Raw genomic sequence first — 20,482 nt, 5'->3', positions numbered from 1 at the left:
TTTAAGGAACAGCCACTAGCTGTAAAATTTTGTCGAGTACCTGATTACAGTTGACCCCTTCTGCTTCGGCTTCATAACTGAGCAGCAATCTGTGGCGCAACACATTATGGAACACAGCTTGAATATTATCTGGACCTACAAAATCTCTGCCCATTAACCATGCGTGCGCACGGGCACATTTGTCTAACGCTATAGTGGCTCGAGGGCTTGCTCCAAATTCTATCCAGTTGGCTAAATCAGGGTCGTAACTTTGTGGTTTACGAGTTGCGATAATTAATTGCACTATATATTGCTCTAACGCATCGTCTAGGTGAATTTTAAGGACATCTTGGCGAGCATTAAATATATCTTGTTGACTTAGGTTAGGTGGGCTAACTACTTCTGAATGCATGGCTTCGTTACGAGTTAAGCGCAAAATCTCGAGTTCGGTTTCCGCCCCAGGATAATCGATTTCTAAATGCATCAAAAACCGATCAAGTTGAGCCTCCGGTAGTGGGTAGGTGCCTTCCTGTTCAATAGGGTTTTGTGTAGCCATAACCAAAAATAACTGTGGTAGGGCATAAGTCGTATTGCCTACTGTGATTTGTCGTTCTGCCATAGCCTCTAGCAAAGCGGATTGCACTTTAGCAGGAGCACGATTAATTTCATCTGCTAATACTAAGTTATGAAAAAGTGGTCCTTTTTGAAAAACGAAGGTGCCGTTTTCAGGTCGATAAATATCTGTACCGGTCAAATCTGCTGGCAGTAGATCAGGGGTAAACTGTACACGGTGAAAATCACCTTCTAAACCGTTTGCTAAAGCGTTAACCGCACGAGTTTTTGCTAAGCCTGGAGGGCCTTCCACTAACAGGTGACCGTCCGCTAAAAGCGCAACTAAAATATTTTGCGTTAAGGTTTGTTGACCCACCACTTGGCTATCTAAGTAAGCTTGTAATTGTTTAAATTGTGCTGCTGCCATAGTGTTAACTACTTCCTTCTTATTTGTGGATATTTAGAAATTTAAATAAATGTCGCATTAATAAATTAATAGGTTAATAAAGTGTTGGATGAGTACGAATTACGGATCCAAAACCCAGACTACTGACTATGCTAACCGATATAAGGTTCCCCTTATGAAAAACAATGTTACAAAGCTTTAAAAAACACTAATTGGAGAAAAATGAAGCAATTTTAGGGGCGCAATTACGCTTTAACTGAAAACTTACTCTAAGGTCACCAACCCTTTTGTTAATTTGTACATCAGGTTGGCCGGTAAGTTAGCAAACGTTTATTTCAAGTTAAGCGGAAGTCTGTGGTAATTAGAGTTGCCTTGAAGTCGTATTCGTTACTAGGTACAATCACTTAAATTTTACAGGTCAGACCACTGGCGTTTGAATATTTATAAGGGCATAAAATGACAGCTAAACAGATAGTCAAAACGAGAGAAGGCGATAGAATCGCTATTGTAGCAGGCCTTAGAACGCCATTTGCCAAAATGGCCACGTATTTCCATGGCGTTCCAGCGGTTGATCTCGGAAAAATGGTAGTCAATGAAATGTTAGTTCGCAATAACGTTGATCCAATGATTATTGAGCAATTGGTTTACGGTCAAGTGGTACAAATGCCGGAAGCTCCGAACATTGCCCGTGAAATAGTGTTAGGCACTGGTATGAACGTGCATACCGACGCTTATAGCGTATCTAGAGCTTGTGCGACAAGTTTTCAATCAACAGTAAATATTGCTGAGTCGATGATGGCAGGGAATATTAGTGTGGGAGTGGCTGGCGGAGCTGATTCTACCTCAGTATCGCCTATAGGTGTGTCCAAAAATTTAGCCAGAGCCTTAACCGATTTACAAAAAACTAAAACTCTTGGGCAAAAATGGCAAGTACTTAAAAAGTTAGGTTTGAAAGATTTAATGCCGGTTCCTCCCGCGGTTGCAGAATATTCCACAGGGTTATCTATGGGGCAAACTGCCGAGCAAATGGCTAAATCTCATAACATTAGTCGTAAAGATCAAGATGCTTTGGCCCACCGTTCACATACCTTAGCCGCCCAAAACTGGAATGACGGTAACTTAGCCAATGAAGTGATGACTGCATATGCCGAACCATTCAAAGGTGCCCTCGAAAAAGATAACAACATTCGTTTTGATTCAAAACTCGAAGGTTATGCCAAACTCCGTCCTGTGTTTGACAAAAAACATGGCACAGTCACAGCGGCAAATGCAACGCCACTAACCGATGGTGGCTCTGCTGTATTAATGATGACAGAAAGCCGCGCCAAAGAGTTAGGCTATACGCCGCTTGGATATATTAAAAGTTATGCATGGGCTGCAATAGACGTATGGCAAGATATGTTAATGGGACCTTCTTATGCCACGCCTATGGCACTTGATAGAGCAGGTATGACACTAAACGACCTGACTTTGATTGAGATGCATGAGGCTTTTGCTGCGCAAACTCTAGCCAATTTAAAGATGTTCGCTAGTGATAAATTCGCCCAAGAGAAATTAGGTCGTAGTAAAGCTACGGGTGAAATAGATATGGACAAATTTAATGTTATGGGGAGTTCATTAGCTTATGGACACCCATTTGCAGCGACTGGAACTCGAATGATCACTCAGATGTTAAATGAATTAAATCGTCGCGGTGGCGGAACGGGATTACTGACGGCTTGCGCCGCAGGCGGACTGGCAGCTGCTATGATAGTTGAAACGGAGTAAGGTGATAATTATGACTACAATCAATGAAGCAACAGAATCGAAAAGCGCCTTTACTCTTGATGTACGCGAAGATGGGGTCGCCATATTAACCATGGATGTACCCGGCGAAACTATGAATACCCTAAAAGTGGAATTCGCTGAACAAATCAATACTGTGTTGCAGCAGATAAGTGCCGATAGCAGTATAAAAGGCGTCGTGGTAGTAAGTGGTAAAGACAATTCTTTTGTTGCTGGTGCTGATATCAGCATGTTGGCGGCGTGTAACAGCGCAGAAGATGCAACGACTATTGCTAAGGGCGGACAAGATATGTTTCAGCGTATCGAAGATATGCCTGTGACATTTGTGGCTGCAATTCATGGCCCAGCATTAGGTGGTGGTTTAGAGCTCGCGTTGGCATGTCATTATCGAGTATGTAGTGATGATGCAAAAACGCAATTGGGCTTACCCGAAGTTCAGCTTGGATTGTTACCCGGTAGTGGTGGTACACAACGGTTACCTAAGCTAATCAGCGTGCAACAAGCAATGAAAATGATGCTAACCGGTGGTTCAGTGCGGGCTAAACAAGCCAAAAAGTACGGTATTGTTGATGATATGGTACCCCAGTCAATTTTGCTGGACGTTGCTATTGAAATGGCCAAAAAACCAAAGCCTAAACGCAAAGGTCCAAAATTAGATCTTATGGGCAAATTCTTAGAAACCACCTCGCTTGGCCGAAACATCATGTTTAAGCAAGCACGTAAACAAACTGCCAGTCAAACTAAGGGAAATTATCCGTCTCCTGAGCTAATCATTGACTGTATTGAAACGGGCTTAAATAAGGGCTTTAAAAAAGGCTTAGAAGTTGAAGCTAAACATTTTGGCAGTTTAGTGATGAGTTCTGAATCGGCAGCCCTTAGAAGTCTATTTTTTGCTACTACCGATATGAAAAAAGAAAACGGTGTAGAAGGTGTCCAACCAGCATCTTTGAAGAAGGTAGGCGTATTAGGTGGTGGGTTAATGGGCGGCGGTATTGCCTTTGTTACTGCAACTAAAGCAGGGCTGCCAGCGCGTATTAAAGATATTCGATCTGAAGGTATTGCCAACGCCATAAAGTATAGTTTTGATATTTTAAACAAAAAAGTTAAACGTCGTTTTATGCAAAAATCTGAGATGCAAAAACAGTTGGCATTGTTGACTGGGTCAGTGGATTATTCTGGATTTAGTGATGCCGACGTCGTAATTGAAGCGGTTTTTGAAGACTTAAACCTAAAACAAAAGATGGTTGCAGAAATAGAGGAAAATTGCGCCGAGCATACAATATTTGCTTCTAATACTTCCTCAATACCTATTACACAAATTGCTGAGAAAGCGAAAAGGCCAGAGCAAGTGATTGGTTTGCATTACTTTTCTCCCGTAGACAAAATGCCTCTGGCCGAGGTTATTGCGCACGATAAAACATCTGACAAAACTATTTCAACTACTGTTGAGTTGGCCAAAAAACAAGGCAAAACACCGATAGTAGTGAAAGATGGGGCTGGATTTTATGTGAACCGTATTTTAGCGCCTTACATGAATGAAGCTGCCGAAGTTTTGCTTAGTGGCGAGCCAATTGATCACATTGATAAATCGTTAGTGAAATTTGGTTTTCCGGTTGGGCCCGTTAAATTGTTAGATGAGGTAGGTATAGATGTGGGTACTAAAATTGGTCCTTTCTTACAGGCTCAGTTTGGTGATCGTTTCGCGTCTAACCCTGGATTTGAAAAAATTCTTGCGGATGATCGTAAAGGCAAGAAAAACAAACGTGGCTTTTATGACTACTCAGGAAAGAAACCAGGAAAAGAAGTAGATCAAAGTATTTACAGCTTACTTGGCGTTACCCCAACGTCTAAAATGAGTCGCGAACAGATAGCCGAACGTTGTGTGTTATTAATGTTGAATGAAGCGGCAATGTGTTTAGATGAAGGTGTAGTACGTAACGCCCGTGACGGTGATATTGGGGCGATATTCGGCATAGGCTTTCCTCCATTCTTAGGTGGACCATTCCGCTACATGCACACTTTAGGCATCGCACATGTTGTGGCTAGATTAGAGTATTACCAAGGTTTACTTGGAGACAAGTTTACACCAGCTGATAGCTTGAAAAAGATGGTGGCAGAAGGGCGCTCTTTTTACTAATTAATTGGAAACGACAACTTCTTATTCGATGCCCAACTTTCATATAGCAAAGTTGGGCTTTTTTATGGGCTAGGTTTTGATAAAATCTTAGCCCTTATTTCCAGAGTGTTTCTATTTTAGTAGGCACCACTTTATTTACCCCAACGCAGGAGTTCACAAGTTGTTGTTGTTTTTCATAAGCTCAGTATGTTTTAGCGTGATGTATTATGTGCAGTCTTTTAAAACGGGCTTAACAGCAAAAAAATGGGCGTTGGCAGGGTTGGTTTTTGGACCGGTTATCTATCCATTGTTTAGATCTAGACAAAGAATAAAACTAATTAAAGCAAGAGGGATGGGTAAAGCGCTTTTCCGAGCTTAAAAAAAAAGAGGTTCCTTCTCTTTTGTTTTTTTAAAGTCAATTCAGTTAACAATTTACTGAATTAGATGTTCCATCTTACGATGGCTTGCCACCATTGATGAATCACTACTAGTAACACAAACATAGACAATGTATTGACATTATCTAGTGCTATTTACCAATGTTTACCGCTTTTTACACCGTTTTTAGTCGTGTCTGCAGTGGTTGTTGTAGTTGCAGTCTGGTTTTTAGCAGGTGCTTGTACAGTTTCTACTGATTTAACGGCTACCGGAGTAGTTGTGGCTAATACTAGTGCTACCGCATAAGATTTTAACATCTTTTATTTCCTCGTTGTTTTATTGACGTTTATGCCGACATTATATTGCCGGTCAACATAACAAAAGCGAGAACTGTGCCAATATTAACAAGTGAATAATATTTACCACGTAAAAATAGTATTACATCTCTATTTTTGGGTGTTTAATTTCCTGAATGTCTTATGTGGAAAGGGATATGGCGCCGCGGTTAAAAATGTCTTAAACGCTAGAATTTTGGATGACTTTTTGTAACTGGTGGTTTTCTTTAAGTAGCCGCTCGAATCTAGCGGCATTTAATGGCTTGCTGTAAAGGTAGCCCTGCAACATTTCGCACTCATAGCGTCGTAAAATTGACAATTGATTTTCATTCTCAACACCTTCTGCCACTACCTTCAATCCTAAATTATGGGCTATGGTGATAATGGCTTGGGTCATATGTCTGTCTTCGGCACTTTTTGCAATGTCGTCTATAAAGGCTTTGTCAATTTTTAGTGTATTAATGGGGAAGCGTTTTAAATAGGCAAGGGATGAGTAACCTGTGCCAAAGTCATCTAGAGCTAAGTGAATACCGCGTTCACGCAAACGTTGCATCATCCTAAGAGCATTCTCTGGATTTTGCATTAGTGTACCTTCAGTAATCTCACACTCTAAATGCAATGCTGACAAACCAGATTTTTGTAATATTGTTACGATACGCTCATCCAAATCTGGAATTTCAAATTGGCGCGCTGCAATATTAACTGCGACACGTCCAGTGAAGAGTCCCGCATCAACCCAGCGTTTAGTGTCTTCACAGGCTTTTCTGAGAACCACTTCACCAATTTCAATGATTTGCCCTGTTTGTTCGGCTAAAGGAATAAATTGTGCAGGACTGACTAAGCCTTTTTCTGGGTGTTCGTAGCGCACTAAGGCTTCCATACTGACCAATTTACCGGTAGCAATATCCACTTTGGGTTGGTAAAAAACCGTAAATAAATCTTCTTTTAAACCATGACGAATAAGGTTTTCTATCTGTAATTGTCGGACCGCATTTTGGTTCATTTCACCACTGAAGAACTGATACTTGTTGCCACCAGAGTTTTTTGCAAAATACATTGCTGTATCAGCATTCTTTAGTAGTTCTTGTGGATTACTGCCATCTTCAGGGTAAAAGGCAATACCTAGGCTTGCACCGAGCACAAACTCTTGTTTATTGATAATAAAAGGGCGAGCCATATTATCTAATATGGTTTGCGCAAAATGTGTAATGTAATGAATGTCTGTAGAATTATCGATTAAAATACTAAATTCATCGCCACCTAAGCGGTAGCAGGTAGCTTTTGTTCCACCAATTTTCTGTAACCGTTTTGCGATTTGTTTAATTAATATATCCCCGGTTTGGTGCCCTAAGGAATCATTAATCTTCTTAAAGTTATCCATATCCAAACAAATTAAAGCGTGTTGGGTATCTCTGCGTACAATATTACTGTGGCTAGCTTGGAAGAAAGAGCGGTTAGGTAACTCGGTTAAAGGATCGGTATTGGATAGCTTTAGCAATTCTTTTTCTGTGACTTTACGTGAAGTGATATCTGAAAATACCCCAACATAGTGGCTTATTTTGCCATCTTCATCGGTGATCGCATCGATATTCAATTCCATTTCATATTTTTCGCCATCTGAACGCCTAGACTCCACCTCTCCAAACCAATTTCCTTTTTGTTGTAATGATTTTTTAACTTCTTCAGTGAAGGCCCCTGGATATTGATGAAATGTTAAGTAACTGACTAAGGCTTGATCGCGAGTTTCGCCCGTGTACTGACAATACGAATTATTGACCGAGATAAATTTAAAAGAGGTGTCGGTGATAAATACACCATCAGATATGGTTTCAATAGAACGTTTAAATAACTTAAGCTGCTCTTCAGCCTCTTTTAAATGACTAATGTTTTTTAACGTACCTGTCATCCTTTGAGGTTGATGGTTGTTATCTCTAGAGACCACTTTTCCGCGGTCAAGGATCCAAATCCAATCACCTTTATAGGTCTTGGTTCGATAGGTAATTTCGTAGTGCTCTGTCTTTTCGCTTAAATGTTCATTTAATGTTTGCTGTACACGCTGAATATCATTGGAATGAATATTGGCTTCGTATGAGCTGTTTACTCTAATATCATCCTGTGGAAAATCTAACGTCCCCCAGGTGTTTGAGCGAAAAACTTGACCTTGATAAATGTCCCAGTCCCAAAGTTCATCACCACTGCTCCAAAGAGTCAATTTTAGGCGTTCTTCGTTTTCTTTTATGGATTGGCGTATGGCATTGCGAGAGCGGATTTGTTTGAACCAATAAAGCAAAATCAAAATGCTCAAAAACGCGTACAAAATTAGAGCGTTTTGTTTCAACCATATAGGAGGCGCGATGTTGATTTGCAGTGATTTGGAATTCGACCAAGAAACTAAAGGACTTTTACTCTGTACTTCAAATGTATAACTACCAAAATCCAAATAAGAAAATTCGGCTCGCCTCAACGATTCTGCATCTGTCTCTATCCATTGATCGGACAAACCTACCAGTCTATAGCGATATCTGACTGCCTCAGGATCAAGCGGATTTAATTCAGCAAACTTAATACTTAACATTGAAGACCCATTGGGCAGATCAATACTACTCGACAAGTTGATAGGCATTGAAAGTGGCGAATTATCCGAATGAACTGATATAGGTAAGTTAAATAAGCGCAATTGAGTGATTGTAGGTGTTTTTCTTTTTGGTTGCGGTTCAATAGACGTTCTTAGCTTCTTTGTCTTGAGATGCAATTTGGCAGCATCGAACATTAATAAACCATCGGTACCACCAAAAAGAATATCGCCTGTGCTGGTAAGTAATCCAGAGTCCTCATTTAACTCATTGTATCCAAACCGTCCATTTGCGATATTTTGTAACACTTTACCAGTTTCTAAAGATATCTCATCTATACCACCATTTACGTGTGATACCCATAAGCTACCGTTAAACTTGATTGATTTTAGGATCTGATTGCTTGCCAATCCATTTTCATCATTAAGTTTTTTGAGCACTCGATATGAGCTCTTATCTAGTTCGATAACTCCCTGTTTTAGAGACGATACCCAATAGCTGTCATTGGTTTCAATAACGGAGTTAAAGTGCCTAACAGAAGTCCCCAATTCTATGACTAATTGCTTAATTAATTTACTTTCAAGGTTGTACAGCACCATCCCTAAATTTGTATTTAGCCAGAGGTTCTTGTCGGAGTCTACAAGAAGTGGCTCCATATAATTGATTTTATCGTTAGCTAAATTAATCTTATTAGTCTCTAAACTTTCAGGTTCAATCCAATTCACTATTCCATTTTCAGAGCGCAGCCACATACGGCCATAAAAATATTTAAGCTTTAAAATAGCCAATTCCGGGTAAATATTTTTAACTAAGGTAAGTTCCGAGTCGCTTGTTTGTGAATAAATGAAAATGCCCGCAGAACTAGCTAACCAAATTTGATCTGATTCATCGATTTCAATGGCCCATATATGGTGCTCAAATTCGCTTAAAAATGATTTGAGTACGTAATTCTCAGTATCGAGTTGAGTGATCCCGTTGTTTTGGGTTGCTATCCATATTTTGCCCTTTTTGTCTTCGGATATTCCCCAAATGTTGTTTCCGGATAGGCCGGGTATTGCAAGACTTTCTGACGACCCATTTGTCTCTTTCCGGAATAGTTTTATGTCTGAACCATCAGCATTATATCGGTAAATCCCACCAGAATAGGTCCCTAACCAAATCGAATTGTTGGAGTCGATGAATAAGCTTAGAATATGTGAATTTTCAAGACCAAAGTTTCTTTCGTTTTGTTCGTTGTATGAGAATAGGTGATCGCCTTGAGGGGTTAATATGCTTATCCCAGTTTCTGTTCCTACCCAGATATTTCCATTACTATTTTCTAATATACTCCTTACTACGCTCCCAATAATTGCTGGATTACTACTAGTATCCAAACGTTTTACTGAAGCAAAATTAGCATCAATTCTAAAGGCACCACTATCTGTTGCGAGCCAATAGTTATCATTAATCTTTTTGAAATCGAATATAAAATTTGCATTTATTTGCACGTTCCATGGATTCTCTTTTTTCAGACTAAATAAAGTATTCGTGGAATGTTCCAGAATAAAAATACCACTGGCTAAACTGCCTAACCACGTTTTGTCCTGTTCGCTAAAAACCACTTTGATGTCAGCCGGTAGATTTTCACCATTAACCGAGTAAGGTAGAAATGAATCGACTTGTTTGTCATAGAGATATAGGTTTTCAGCAGTGGAAACTAATAAGTTACCGTCGTGATTCAAGGCAATAGTAAAAATTTCATTACTATTTAACTGACTATTATCCTTGGTATAACGTTTAAAATTGTCAGTTAACGGATTGTATTTTGCTAACCCATTTGAGGTCGCTACCCAAAGTTCTCCTTGGGTATCAAGCAGGAGTTTCTTGGTAAAATTATTTGGAAGAGAATTGGGGTCTTTGCTTGAATACCTATAATTTTTAAATTCATAACCATCAAAGCGACTTAGGCCTTCAAAAGTGGCAAACCACATAAATCCATTAGGATCTTCAATAATATTGGAGACAGTATTTTGTACTAATCCTTGGGATTTCGAGTACTTCTCAAAAATATTTTTTGCTGCATGAGAAGAATGCACCAGAAAGATGCACAGAAATAGCGGCAATAAAAAACTGCGGAATGTTATTAGATTACGAATATGCAATTCTCACCTTGAGGTAGTCTTCTACCTTCTTATATTATCGGGTTCTGTCGGCAGCATATCCATATCGCCCATCACTAAATATGCCTAATTTATAGGGCTGCTACAAGTGTTAATCTCGATTAAACAGGAGTCTTAAGGATAAAAGTGTCTGATTGTTGCTTTTTTAGCTAAATAATCCAATTTTTAAATGTATTGTGTGTTGGATTTGAAATGTTGAATGTTTGTAATTACTTCCGTCGGAAACCTTAAAAGTGTTTGTGTTGAACTTGCGCTGTACAAAATAATTTCTCCAAAACCTTGTCGCGATACTAACGCGATGAGATAAGATTTGAGAGCTGAAAAGTCAATTTCCTCGATGGTTTTAGTCATCCTAATATTGTATGAAAATGCGGTATCTTGATTGCCAATAGCCATCCATAATCGTTGGCTCTTCATACTTAAATTAGTATCTTTTTCCATTAATTGTTTTATCACTCCTTTTTTGAGCGGATCCCAAATATGATTGAACTGATCAATATTTTCTGTGATTTGTTGCAAAAACAAGTGAATGGCATCTATCAAGTATTCAGCACTGTGTTGCGGTGATTGAATATAAAAACCAATACCAGGGTGCTGGTTGTAAGGGATATAACCACTACCAACTAAATACCCTAGTTGTTGCTCGGTCCGCAACTGATTAAAAAAGGGTGTAGCTAATAGTTGTTCAGCCAGAATGGTTAATGCAACGTTTTTAAGACTCGCATCAGGCGCTTGAAAATATATGACTACCGCTGGATCTTTATGCTGACACTCTACTTCAAATGAAATAGCTTTGTTGTGTCTAATATCTGCTACCCCTCTATGGATTTTCTGTGAATGTTTATGCCTTTTTCTAAAGGCTTTAATATCCACACTTACTTGGTTAGCCTCTTCTTGAGACCAGTCGCCATACATCATTCCCTCTAAATGAAATTGATTCAGTAGTTTTGTTTTGGTCGATTCAACATCATCAAGGGTTAAATTCTCCATCACTTGTATCATGTCTGAAGAGGCTTGATTTTGTTGCTGCATAATCACGGCAAGTGTTGTAAAAAGTCGGTTGATAGGTTTATTCAAAACCGTGTTAGATAAGCCTTGGTATTGCTTCGCTTTTACTTGAGCGAAACTACTAGAAAAATCCTCGTGTATGACTATTTTTGTCAAAAGGTTAGTGCAAAACTCCAATTGGTTTGCACTAAAACCATTAGTTTGCAGGGAAAACCCTCCTTGATGAGGGTAAAAATGAAAATGCATGCCGGCTAGGTTGGCTTGGTAATACTTTTGGTTCAGTTTTTCGTTTAATAGTGCCACCCATAGTCGTTTCGCCGTTGTCAGCTGTACACCCTCATTAATGGCGGGGCAATCAAAGGTTAAAAAGCAGTCTCCTTTGGGTTGTTTAAATTTATGGTCTTGGCCGTACCAGAAGTCTAAGCCGTTTTCACAGACAATTTTTTTAGGCAAAACATAGTTTTTATTAACGGGTTGTGATGTTTTGCATGTTGGTAAAAATTGATTCGCTTTTGGCAACATAAAACTGGATCGCCATTGGCCACTCATAAAATGTTTTATGCGCTGCGTCGAAATACTCTCCACACTGTAAGGGGTTTGGTACCACTTGGCAGTTTGAGTAACGTTAACCGAAGGATTTACAGCCTTTATACGCATATTTTGGGGGCAAAAAAACTCTAACATTTGTAAAACTATGCCCACGTCTGGTTTATCCAAAATATGCTCGCCAGCAACTAGATGATGAATAGGGTATTCGAACATTGCCTGACTAAAGTGGCTTGCTTCGTCAATCGCTTTTGCTTGATCTGGAAAGTCCCACATTAATTGATTTAGTGTGGCGGTTTCTTTAATTCGCCATGGTTCAATTCCACAGTCTTTGATTAATTGGATATAGGAAAACAGTGCTGTTATGACAGCATCACTGTGCGTAATGCCTTTATCAGTCAACTGAAGGTTAATATTGAAATCTTTGAAAGTACTGCCTTCTATGCCGCCACCGGCGCTTAAGTTTGTTGCCCAATCTTGAGCTTTGTAGAAATGTAATAAGCCTCCTTTACCTTCATCACCTAGAATATGACTTAAAACGCTTAAAGGTTTACTTCTGTAATGTGTACGTTGCTCAGGAAGCGCAAAAGTCAAAATCATTCTTTTGGCCTTTTGCAAAGGCAATATGTTAATTTGTACACCTAAGTTTGAAGCTAAGTATAGTGCTGGTTGTGCATCGCGAGTTAACTTACAATTTCCAGTCCAATCGCTAAATAGTTTACGAACGTAACCTTCCGTAATTGACAAATCATGCTGGCTTACCAAACACAAACAAGCATTTTGTGGTTGATAAAAACCGTGGAACAAACGTTGCAATTTTTGTTGCAGTTGCTCAACTGTGAAAGGGGCGAAGGTCTCTTTATTACCGACTGAAAACTGGCTAAAGGGGTGATTAGGGTTACATGTCTCTTTATGAACTTGATAAAGACGTCGTAAATCGTCTTTTTGTTTTAATAGAAATTCCGAGTCTATCGCATTAATCTCTTTTTCAATAAGTGCGGGATTGAAGAGAGGTTTATCAAACATTGCACGTAAATGAATTAACGCCTGTTGTTCATATTCACACGCAATGTCATAAAAAAAGCTAGTGTATTCAGTCCCTGTTAACGCATTAACACAACCACCATGGGTGCTAACAAAATCATTAAACTCATTCGGCCGTGGATAATTCGAATTCCCTAAAAACAGCATATGCTCCAATAAGTGACTGATACCATGACAGTCTTTATCATCATCAAAATGGCCTACATTAAACGTAATAGAGCAGGCACTTTTTATAGAATTAGGGTCTTGTACTAATAAAACTCGCAGCCCGTTAGCCAATTTTATGTGGTTAAATTGACGATTATCGTAGGCACTCTTTAGCAAAATTATCTGTTCCTAAATTGTAGTTCTAATTCGTATCGAGAAATGAATATGGTGTAAGCGTTAACCTAAAGGTCGAAATGTTTGTTCTAAGTCAAAAAACTCAGAAGTAATGCAACAACTGACAAAATAACTCCATTAAAGCTAGTCTAAGCTGATATTGTTATTCCGAACAGCGACGTTTTGCCCAAAACTGCCCTGAAGTTTCTGATTTAGCAATTCTTTATACTGATTGGTATAAGACATTTCAAGCATAAACTATATTTTTAAAGGGGCAGATTTTTAATTATATTTTTTGCTATATTAGCCGTTACAGACTCTAATGTGGCAAACACAAATTCCGCGAGACCTATGAAATTAATTATAATGCGTCATGGCGAAGCTGAAACGTTTCGAGTGCAGGACAAGACGCGCAGTTTAACGATTCACGGCGAAAAACAAGCGAAAGATGCGGGTAAATGGTTAGCAAATTATTTAGGCGCAGATATTCCAATTGATCTCGCATTAACAAGTAGTTATGTTCGCGCTCAGCAAACCAAGCAAAAACTTAGTTCTCAGGTGACCATAACAGAGACAAAAATTTGTGACGATGTGACTCCAGATGGCGATCCGAAAGTGGCACATGATTTTGTAAGAGCCCTAATTGACAACACACCGTCTATCAATGTTTTTATTATCGTAAGTCATATGCCATTTGTCAGTTACTTCCTTGAAGAAGTCCACAGAGACAAACAAACTATGTTGTTCGACACTTCAAGTCTTGTGGTGCTTGACTATGATGCTAACAGTGGAACGGGTGTAATTGAAAATATCTATCATCCAGTTTAAATTAGTTTAAGAAATTCTTTGTATGAACCGATACGCTCAATATGATTAGCAAAAGTTTGCCAGCTGTCTTGCAACAGGCATTGGAATATCATGTAAATGAATCGCAACTGACTCACGACGATGAGCTTCAGGGGATTTATGATCGCCTAACAAACTTGAATGAAAAAGTAGAATTTTTCAAAAACAAAATTAAAAATAATCGCCTAAAAACTGAAGTCTAAGTTATTCGAGCTATTCGGAAAAATGGGTTTCATCATTGCGATGGAATTCTGGTAGTACCTTCACCGTTTTGACCATATTGTCTTTCATTTCTAAGATTTCAATCGGGTAACCGGCCAAGCGTAACCCAATATTGGCTTCAGGAATGTCTTCTAAATACTCTAAAATTAACCCGTTTAAGGTTTTCGGCCCTTCTGTTGGGAACTGCCAGTCTAACTCTTTGTTGAGTTCACGAATATTAACACTGCCATCGATTAACACGCTTCCGTCTTGTTGCAGATTGGCTTCTTTACTGTGGTCCGGTAAAAAGCTGGTTGTGAAATCACCTATAATTTCTTCCAATATATCTTCTAGGGTGACTAGACCTTGAATGTCACCATATTCATCAACCACTAAACCAATGCGTTCTTTTTCTTCTTGAAATTTGTACATTAAAGTATGTAGAGGTGTGGATTCGGGTGTGAAATAGATTTCACGCACAGCCCTAAGTAACGTCGCTTTGCTGAATTCATCTTTCGAGAGTAGTCTAAGTGCATCTCTGACATGCACAAATCCGACTGCATCGTCTATGCTATCTCGATATAACAAAACCCTAGTGTGTTGTGAGTTGACCAATTTTTTCTGAATATCTTTCCATTCATCATTAATGTCGATAGATACAATGTCACTGCGTGGCACCATAATATCTTCTGCGGTGACGTTTTCGAGGTCTAAAATACCCATTAACATTTCTTGGTGTTTTTGTGGGATTAACGCGCCGGCTTCATGCACAACAGTGCGAAGCTCTTCACGACTAAGACTATTGCCATCATCACCAGTTGGCCTAACTCGAAACAGCGCTAATAAACCGTTGCATATACCGTTAACCAAGTACACAAATGGGTAAAGTAATGTTAGTAACGGCAACAGAATAAACGAACTAGGGAAGGAAATTCTCTCAGGGTATAATGCTGCGAGCGTTTTAGGCGTCACCTCTGCAAATATCAAAATGATTAAGGTCAATGAAAAGGTTGTGATAGCCGTTGCTACACCTAGACCTAAGTGACCAAATAAACGCATACAAATGATAGTAGCAATTGAGGATGCGGCGATATTGACAAGATTGTTACCAATTAGAATTAACCCAATTAGCCTATCTGGACGTTGCAGTAATTTTTGTACCCTCAATGCACCTTTATGCCCTTCATTTTCAAGATGTTTGAGGCGATATCGATTAATCGACATCATACCCGTTTCTGAGCTTGAAAAGTATGCAGAGAATAAAATCAAAACACCGAGAATTATAAATAAACTACTGGTGGCAATGTCTTCCAACTATGGAAATCCTTTGGTAAAAATGAAGTCGCACTTTAAGGGCAATTTAATTGCTATTCAAGCGTTAAGTATGACTTCTCTGACAAATCGACTTCCAAAATAGGCTAGGGTAAGTAATATACCACCCACTATTGTCGACCAAATGACCGGTTTTCCGCGCCATCCAAACCTTGAGTGACCAATTAAAATCACAGTATAAAGCGCCCAGGCTAAGAGAGAAAGCAGGGTCTTGTGAGCCTGCTCCTTGGCAAACATATTATCTAAAAACATGAATCCACTGGCTAACGATAGCGTCAGCAAAATCGTGCCTACCAGCAATAATTTAAACAGGATATTTTCGACTGCCATAAGTGGTGGCAAAGAAGAATGTAACAGCGAAGCATTTTTTTCTTTTAGGCGTAAATTTATGTAAGACAATTGCACTGCATACAACGACGCGATGGCCAAACACGCATAGGCAAATAAAGCCAAACTAATATGGATCAGTAAGTTTGGTTTAATACTGATTTGTATAACATGAGAGTTGGGTATCAAACTGTTAAGTAACACTAATAACCCAGTGAAACTATAAACAACGGGCAATAAAATGGTATTGGGCAGTCTAAAAGAAGCCAGAAGCATAGTAATACTAATTAGCCAGCCCACTAAAGAAGCGACATTAAGCATACTCATATTTTGTCCCATCTCGGGCTCTATTAATATTTCGCTACTCAAAATAAATAGATGTAGAGCAATAGCTACCACCACAGTTAAAATAGCGGCGGGCTTATTAGGGCCTTTTTCACGGAACATACCAGCGACAATAATGCTCGATGCCAGAACATAAAAAATAATACAAAGGGTGACCGTCAACATGGCAGAACACCTAGATCAATATTTAGGAGAGCAGAGATAGACATTTACTTATTGAATTTTCCATACACTAAAGAGGCAACAGGTTACTAAAGAAAATAACACTTATTCTCAATACATAACACAGTCCAATTCAGTTTTAAGCATTAACTGATAAAATCTGTATATAGATATGCTTTTGAGCATTCTTATCTGTTAGCATTTTCTATATAATATCCACATAAAAAATTCTAGGTAGCATTGTACATGTTTGAAAATCTTAGCGAACGCTTAGGCAAAAGCCTTAAAAACATTAGCGGAAAAGGGCGACTCACCGAAGATAATATCAAAGACACTTTACGCGAAGTGCGAATGGCGTTGCTTGAAGCTGATGTGGCATTGCCAGTAGTAAGAGATTTTATTGCGCAAGTAAAAGCGCGGGCGGTAGGTACAGAAGTCAGTAAAAGTCTGAATCCTGGGCAAGTATTCATTAAAATTGTTCAGTCCGAATTAGAATCGGTGATGGGGCAGGTTAATGAGTCCTTGAATTTGGCTGCGCAACCTCCTGCCGTTGTGTTAATGGCAGGTTTACAGGGGGCAGGTAAAACTACTAGTGTTGGTAAATTGGCTTCGTTACTAAAACAACGAGAAAATAAAAAAGTATTGGTGGTCAGTGCTGATGTCTATCGACCGGCAGCCATTAAACAGCTTGAAACCCTTGCCACAGAAGTAGGTGTGGAGTTCTTCCCGTCATCTGAAACTCAAAAGCCAATTGATATAGTCAACGCCGCCATTGATTTTGCTCGCAAGAATTTCTTTGATGTGTTGTTAGTAGATACAGCCGGTCGTTTGCATGTTGATGGCGAAATGATGGGTGAGATTCAAGCTCTACACAAAGCTATTAACCCAGTAGAAACTTTGTTTGTGGTAGATGCCATGACGGGGCAAGATGCGGCTAATACAGCTAAAGCTTTCAATGATGCATTACCTTTAACTGGCGTTATTTTGACTAAAGCTGATGGTGATGCTCGAGGTGGAGCTGCACTTTCAGTCAGACATATCACGGGTAAACCCATTAAGTTTATCGGTATGGGTGAGAAATTGGATGCATTGGAAGCTTTCCATCCAGAGCGTATCGCTTCACGTATTTTGGGCATGGGCGATGTGTTAAGCCTGATCGAAGAAGTTGAACGCAAAGTTGATAAACAAAAAGCGCAAAAACTCGCCAAGAAAGTACAAAAAGGTAAAGGGTTTGATTTGCAAGACTTCAAGGAGCAATTGGAGCAAATGCGCAGTATGGGCGGTATGATGTCTTTGATGGATAAAATGCCGGGCATGGGCAATATGTCATCGCAAATTAAAGAAAAGGCCAACGACAAATCTTTTGTACAAATGGAAGCCATTATTAATTCTATGACACCTGGTGAACGCACTCGCCCAGATGTGATAAAGGGCGGACGAAAACGCCGTATTGCGGCAGGATCAGGCACTCAAATTCAAGATGTAAATAGGTTGCTAAAACAATTTACTCAGATGCAAAAAATGATGAAGAAAATGTCTGGTGGAGGCATGAAAAAAATGATGCGTAATATGAAAGGCATGATGCCTCCAGGTGGGCCGGGAGGCATGCCTCCGTTTCGTTAAACATTGATATAATTGATAGGACAAGGAAATGTATAAACGTGGGTTTTTCATTATAGTGTCCTATTGGTTTATCTCAACTTAAATGTTACCTAGATAGGTTTTTTGCATTGTCGATCAATATTCTCAACCAACCTTCCAATAAGCTTATCAACCTAATATTTGCACTAGTGTTGGTTTTAGGAATGGCCGTCAGTGGAGTGGTTTTTTATAAGGGTGAGAATATCGCCCAGAAAACTGTAGATTTGATAGCACAGCAAATACCTTCATATGATCTGTTGAGCAAATTAAACGGCAGCTTGATAGAAAAAGAACGCTTCTTGTACGAATTCTATGCGACCCAGCAACAGAATGATTTCCAACTAGGTTACGCCAAAAGTAATCTACAGGCACAAAATGCTTTTGATGAGTTACTGGTTAGATTTGGCGATATACCACCTTTACGTATTACTCAGTCTAGCCTGGTTGAATTGAACAAACTTGCAGAAGCGTTTGTAGCAAACATTACTTCCACCGAAACCAATTGGGATTTAGCTCGTGAGCAATTGCGTACCATTAGTGATGTACGCCGAGCTACTAGCCCACAAATTCAGCAGTTAATCAATTTAACCGAACAAAAAGTTGAAGACTCGGAAATGGTTATTTTAAATGGCCTAGAGTTGGTACGATTATTTGTGGTGTTGTATGGATTTGCTACTTTGATTGTGGCGTTTATAGTGGCAAAGGCTATTAAGGCTTATCTTTATACCTCTGTCTATAATCAGCGGCTTTCACTTTTTTCTACTCGAAACCCTAACCCAGTAATTAGCCTAGATAATCGAAATGTGGTGACCTATTACAACCCCGCAACTGAAAATTTACTCGAAAAATTAGGGTTTGCCGAAGGCAAAGTGGATTTGTTGTTAGCTAAAGATATTGAAGAGCATCAAAAACAACTTTTGGAAGAAGGGGCGAATGACTCTAAACAGTTTGAATATCAAATAGCTGAACTCTACTTTCAGTGTGACCTGCATTGGCTAGAAGATTTACAGCAATGGGACATGCATCTAACTGATATTACAGAACGTAAAAAGTTTGAACAAGAATTACAATATAGAGCGAGTTTTCATCCACAAACGGGATTACTTAATCGATACGAATTAGAGAAAGCCGTTACCGAGTTGTGCCAAACTAAACAAATATTCACTTTTGGACTGCTTGAAATTCGCTCTTTTAGCCAGTTGATGTCAGGTCAAGGGGTGACTGTTGCTGCGACTGTGGTTAAAGAAGTCGCTTCCGCATTAGACAACATATTGTTATCGATACATAAGACGGGTTTCCGTATTTTCCATACAGGTGAAAAAAGTTTTGCTTTAGTATGCACCTGTGATTTGAATAACCAACAAATAAACAGTTTGGTTGAACAAATAGACTCCAAGATAAGTTCAACAATTTTCCATTGCCAATATCAAGTGCAACTTGATTTTGGTTTTGCTAATTCTCCGCAACATGGCAGTGACTATACACAATTGCACAAAAATGCCTTAGCAGCGTTAGACAAGTCGGCGAGAAGCGGTGATAAAAGTCATGTTTTGTTTAATATTCAATTAGGCGATAAATTATTTTACCAACAGCAGCTAGTTGAAGACATGCGGACCGCGATTGAAAATGCGCAGTTTGAGTTGTATTTTCAACCACAGTTGGCGCTTTCGAATAACAAAATAATTGGTGCTGAAGCACTTATCCGCTGGCAAAGAAATGGGCAGTGGATTGCCCCAAGTGAGTTTATTCCTTTGGCAGAACGTGCCGGTCTTATTGACTCTTTAGGTGATTGGATTTTACATACCGCATGTAACAAAGCACAAAATCTAGTGAATTCTGGTTGGAATGATTTGGTTATGGCTGTCAATATCTCTCCTCTTCAATTTGGCCGCAAAGATTTTCTGAGCAAAGTAAAAGGTGTATTAAAAGAGACTGGATTGGAAGCGAAAAATTTGGAGCTGGAAGTGACCGAAGGTGTCATCATATATAACGAACTTGAGGCCATTGAAACTTTAGCGGAACTTAAAAAATTAGGTGTACACCTAGCGATAGATGATTTTGGAACTGGCTACTCTTCGCTTAGTTATCTTCGTAAGTTCAATATCGATAAACTTAAGATTGATCAGTCATTTATTCAAGATATCCAGCATCAACCTGCAGACCAGTCGATAGTGCGTACCATTATAGAATTAGGCCGAAACTTAGAATTAAAAGTTATCGCCGAAGGCGTTGAGGGGCTCGACCAGCAGGATATTTTAGCTTCAATGGGTTGTGATGAGATACAAGGTTTTTACTTTAGCCGGCCACTACCAGAACAACAATTCATTGATTTTGTTAAGCGCCATCAAGTCATTTCGTCACCAGCCTAAGCGTTATCCTAAGGTCAATAATTTAGATAATTGTCTAAAGCCATGTCTGCAATAATA

At 39.2% G+C, this 20,482-nt stretch carries 11 protein-coding genes; 5 read left to right on the top strand and 6 right to left on the bottom strand.

Annotation, left to right across the window (positions count from 1 at the left end):
- Position 1: 1 nt before the first annotated feature.
- The gene (locus KO534_RS01595) at positions 2-958 is read right to left on the bottom strand and encodes an AAA family ATPase (protein WP_215926495.1); all 957 of its coding nucleotides are present in this window, start codon (positions 956-958) and stop codon (positions 2-4) included.
- Between the two features lie 435 nt (positions 959-1,393).
- Between KO534_RS01595 and fadI the strand changes: the two genes are divergently transcribed.
- Both fadI and fadJ read left to right on the top strand, forming a co-directional pair.
- Positions 1,394-2,704 (top strand): acetyl-CoA C-acyltransferase FadI, encoded by a 1,311-nt coding sequence (gene fadI / locus KO534_RS01590; protein WP_215926493.1) that lies wholly within the window; start codon positions 1,394-1,396, stop codon positions 2,702-2,704.
- A gap of 10 nt (positions 2,705-2,714) precedes the next feature.
- Positions 2,715-4,859 (top strand): fatty acid oxidation complex subunit alpha FadJ, encoded by a 2,145-nt coding sequence (gene fadJ / locus KO534_RS01585; RefSeq protein ID WP_215926491.1) that lies wholly within the window; start codon positions 2,715-2,717, stop codon positions 4,857-4,859.
- A gap of 512 nt (positions 4,860-5,371) precedes the next feature.
- On the opposite strand, the gene KO534_RS01580 is transcribed toward fadJ, so the two are convergent.
- The 3 genes from KO534_RS01580 to KO534_RS01570 form a co-directional block, all read right to left on the bottom strand.
- On the bottom strand, positions 5,372-5,533 hold the full coding sequence (locus KO534_RS01580; protein WP_215926489.1) for a hypothetical protein: 162 nt from the start codon (positions 5,531-5,533) through the stop codon (positions 5,372-5,374).
- Positions 5,534-5,732: 199 nt separating this feature from the next.
- The gene (locus KO534_RS01575) at positions 5,733-10,208 is read right to left on the bottom strand and encodes an EAL domain-containing protein (protein ID WP_436836564.1); all 4,476 of its coding nucleotides are present in this window, start codon (positions 10,206-10,208) and stop codon (positions 5,733-5,735) included.
- 240 nt (positions 10,209-10,448) lie between these two features.
- Complete coding sequence (locus KO534_RS01570; RefSeq protein ID WP_215926485.1) at positions 10,449-13,205, bottom strand: insulinase family protein; 2,757 nt, start codon at positions 13,203-13,205, stop codon at positions 10,449-10,451.
- Between the two features lie 348 nt (positions 13,206-13,553).
- Here KO534_RS01570 and sixA point away from each other — a divergent pair, with 348 nt between their 5' ends.
- Positions 13,554-14,030: a phosphohistidine phosphatase SixA gene (sixA, locus tag KO534_RS01565; RefSeq protein WP_215926483.1), complete on the top strand. Its 477-nt coding sequence runs from the start codon at positions 13,554-13,556 to the stop codon at positions 14,028-14,030.
- Between the two features lie 231 nt (positions 14,031-14,261).
- Here sixA and KO534_RS01560 read toward each other — a convergent pair whose 3' ends face one another.
- Together KO534_RS01560 and KO534_RS01555 are read right to left on the bottom strand one after the other, a co-directional pair.
- Entirely contained in the window at positions 14,262-15,563 is a 1,302-nt protein-coding gene (locus KO534_RS01560) for an HlyC/CorC family transporter (RefSeq protein ID WP_215926481.1), read from the bottom strand.
- A 57-nt stretch (positions 15,564-15,620) separates the two neighbouring features.
- Positions 15,621-16,418, bottom strand: a complete 798-nt coding sequence (locus KO534_RS01555) for a cytochrome C assembly family protein (RefSeq protein WP_215926478.1) — start codon at positions 16,416-16,418, stop codon at positions 15,621-15,623.
- Between the two features lie 243 nt (positions 16,419-16,661).
- Here KO534_RS01555 and ffh point away from each other — a divergent pair, with 243 nt between their 5' ends.
- Together ffh and KO534_RS01545 are read left to right on the top strand one after the other, a co-directional pair.
- Positions 16,662-18,038 carry a signal recognition particle protein gene (ffh, locus tag KO534_RS01550; RefSeq protein WP_215926476.1) on the top strand — a complete coding sequence of 459 codons (1,377 nt, stop codon included), beginning with the start codon at positions 16,662-16,664 and terminating at the stop codon, positions 18,036-18,038.
- Positions 18,039-18,145: 107 nt separating this feature from the next.
- Positions 18,146-20,425: a putative bifunctional diguanylate cyclase/phosphodiesterase gene (locus KO534_RS01545; RefSeq protein ID WP_215926474.1), complete on the top strand. Its 2,280-nt coding sequence runs from the start codon at positions 18,146-18,148 to the stop codon at positions 20,423-20,425.
- Positions 20,426-20,482 lie beyond the last annotated feature (57 nt).

The organism is Paraglaciecola arctica (assembly GCF_018861065.1).
In the GTDB taxonomy this organism is placed as follows: domain Bacteria; phylum Pseudomonadota; class Gammaproteobacteria; order Enterobacterales; family Alteromonadaceae; genus Paraglaciecola; species Paraglaciecola arctica_B.
This window is presented reverse-complemented; position numbering and strand designations above follow the sequence as displayed.

Bases quoted from the DNA above. Each gene is read 5' to 3' on its own strand.
- KO534_RS01595 (WP_215926495.1), bottom strand. From the start codon at position 958: ATGGCAGCAGCACAATTTAAACAATTACAAGCTTACTTAGATAGCCAA.
- fadI (WP_215926493.1), top strand. From the start codon at position 1,394: ATGACAGCTAAACAGATAGTCAAAACGAGAGAAGGCGATAGAATCGCT.
- fadJ (WP_215926491.1), top strand. From the start codon at position 2,715: ATGACTACAATCAATGAAGCAACAGAATCGAAAAGCGCCTTTACTCTT.
- KO534_RS01580 (WP_215926489.1), bottom strand. From the start codon at position 5,533: ATGTTAAAATCTTATGCGGTAGCACTAGTATTAGCCACAACTACTCCG.
- sixA (WP_215926483.1), top strand. From the start codon at position 13,554: ATGAAATTAATTATAATGCGTCATGGCGAAGCTGAAACGTTTCGAGTG.
- KO534_RS01555 (WP_215926478.1), bottom strand. From the start codon at position 16,418: ATGTTGACGGTCACCCTTTGTATTATTTTTTATGTTCTGGCATCGAGC.
- ffh (WP_215926476.1), top strand. From the start codon at position 16,662: ATGTTTGAAAATCTTAGCGAACGCTTAGGCAAAAGCCTTAAAAACATT.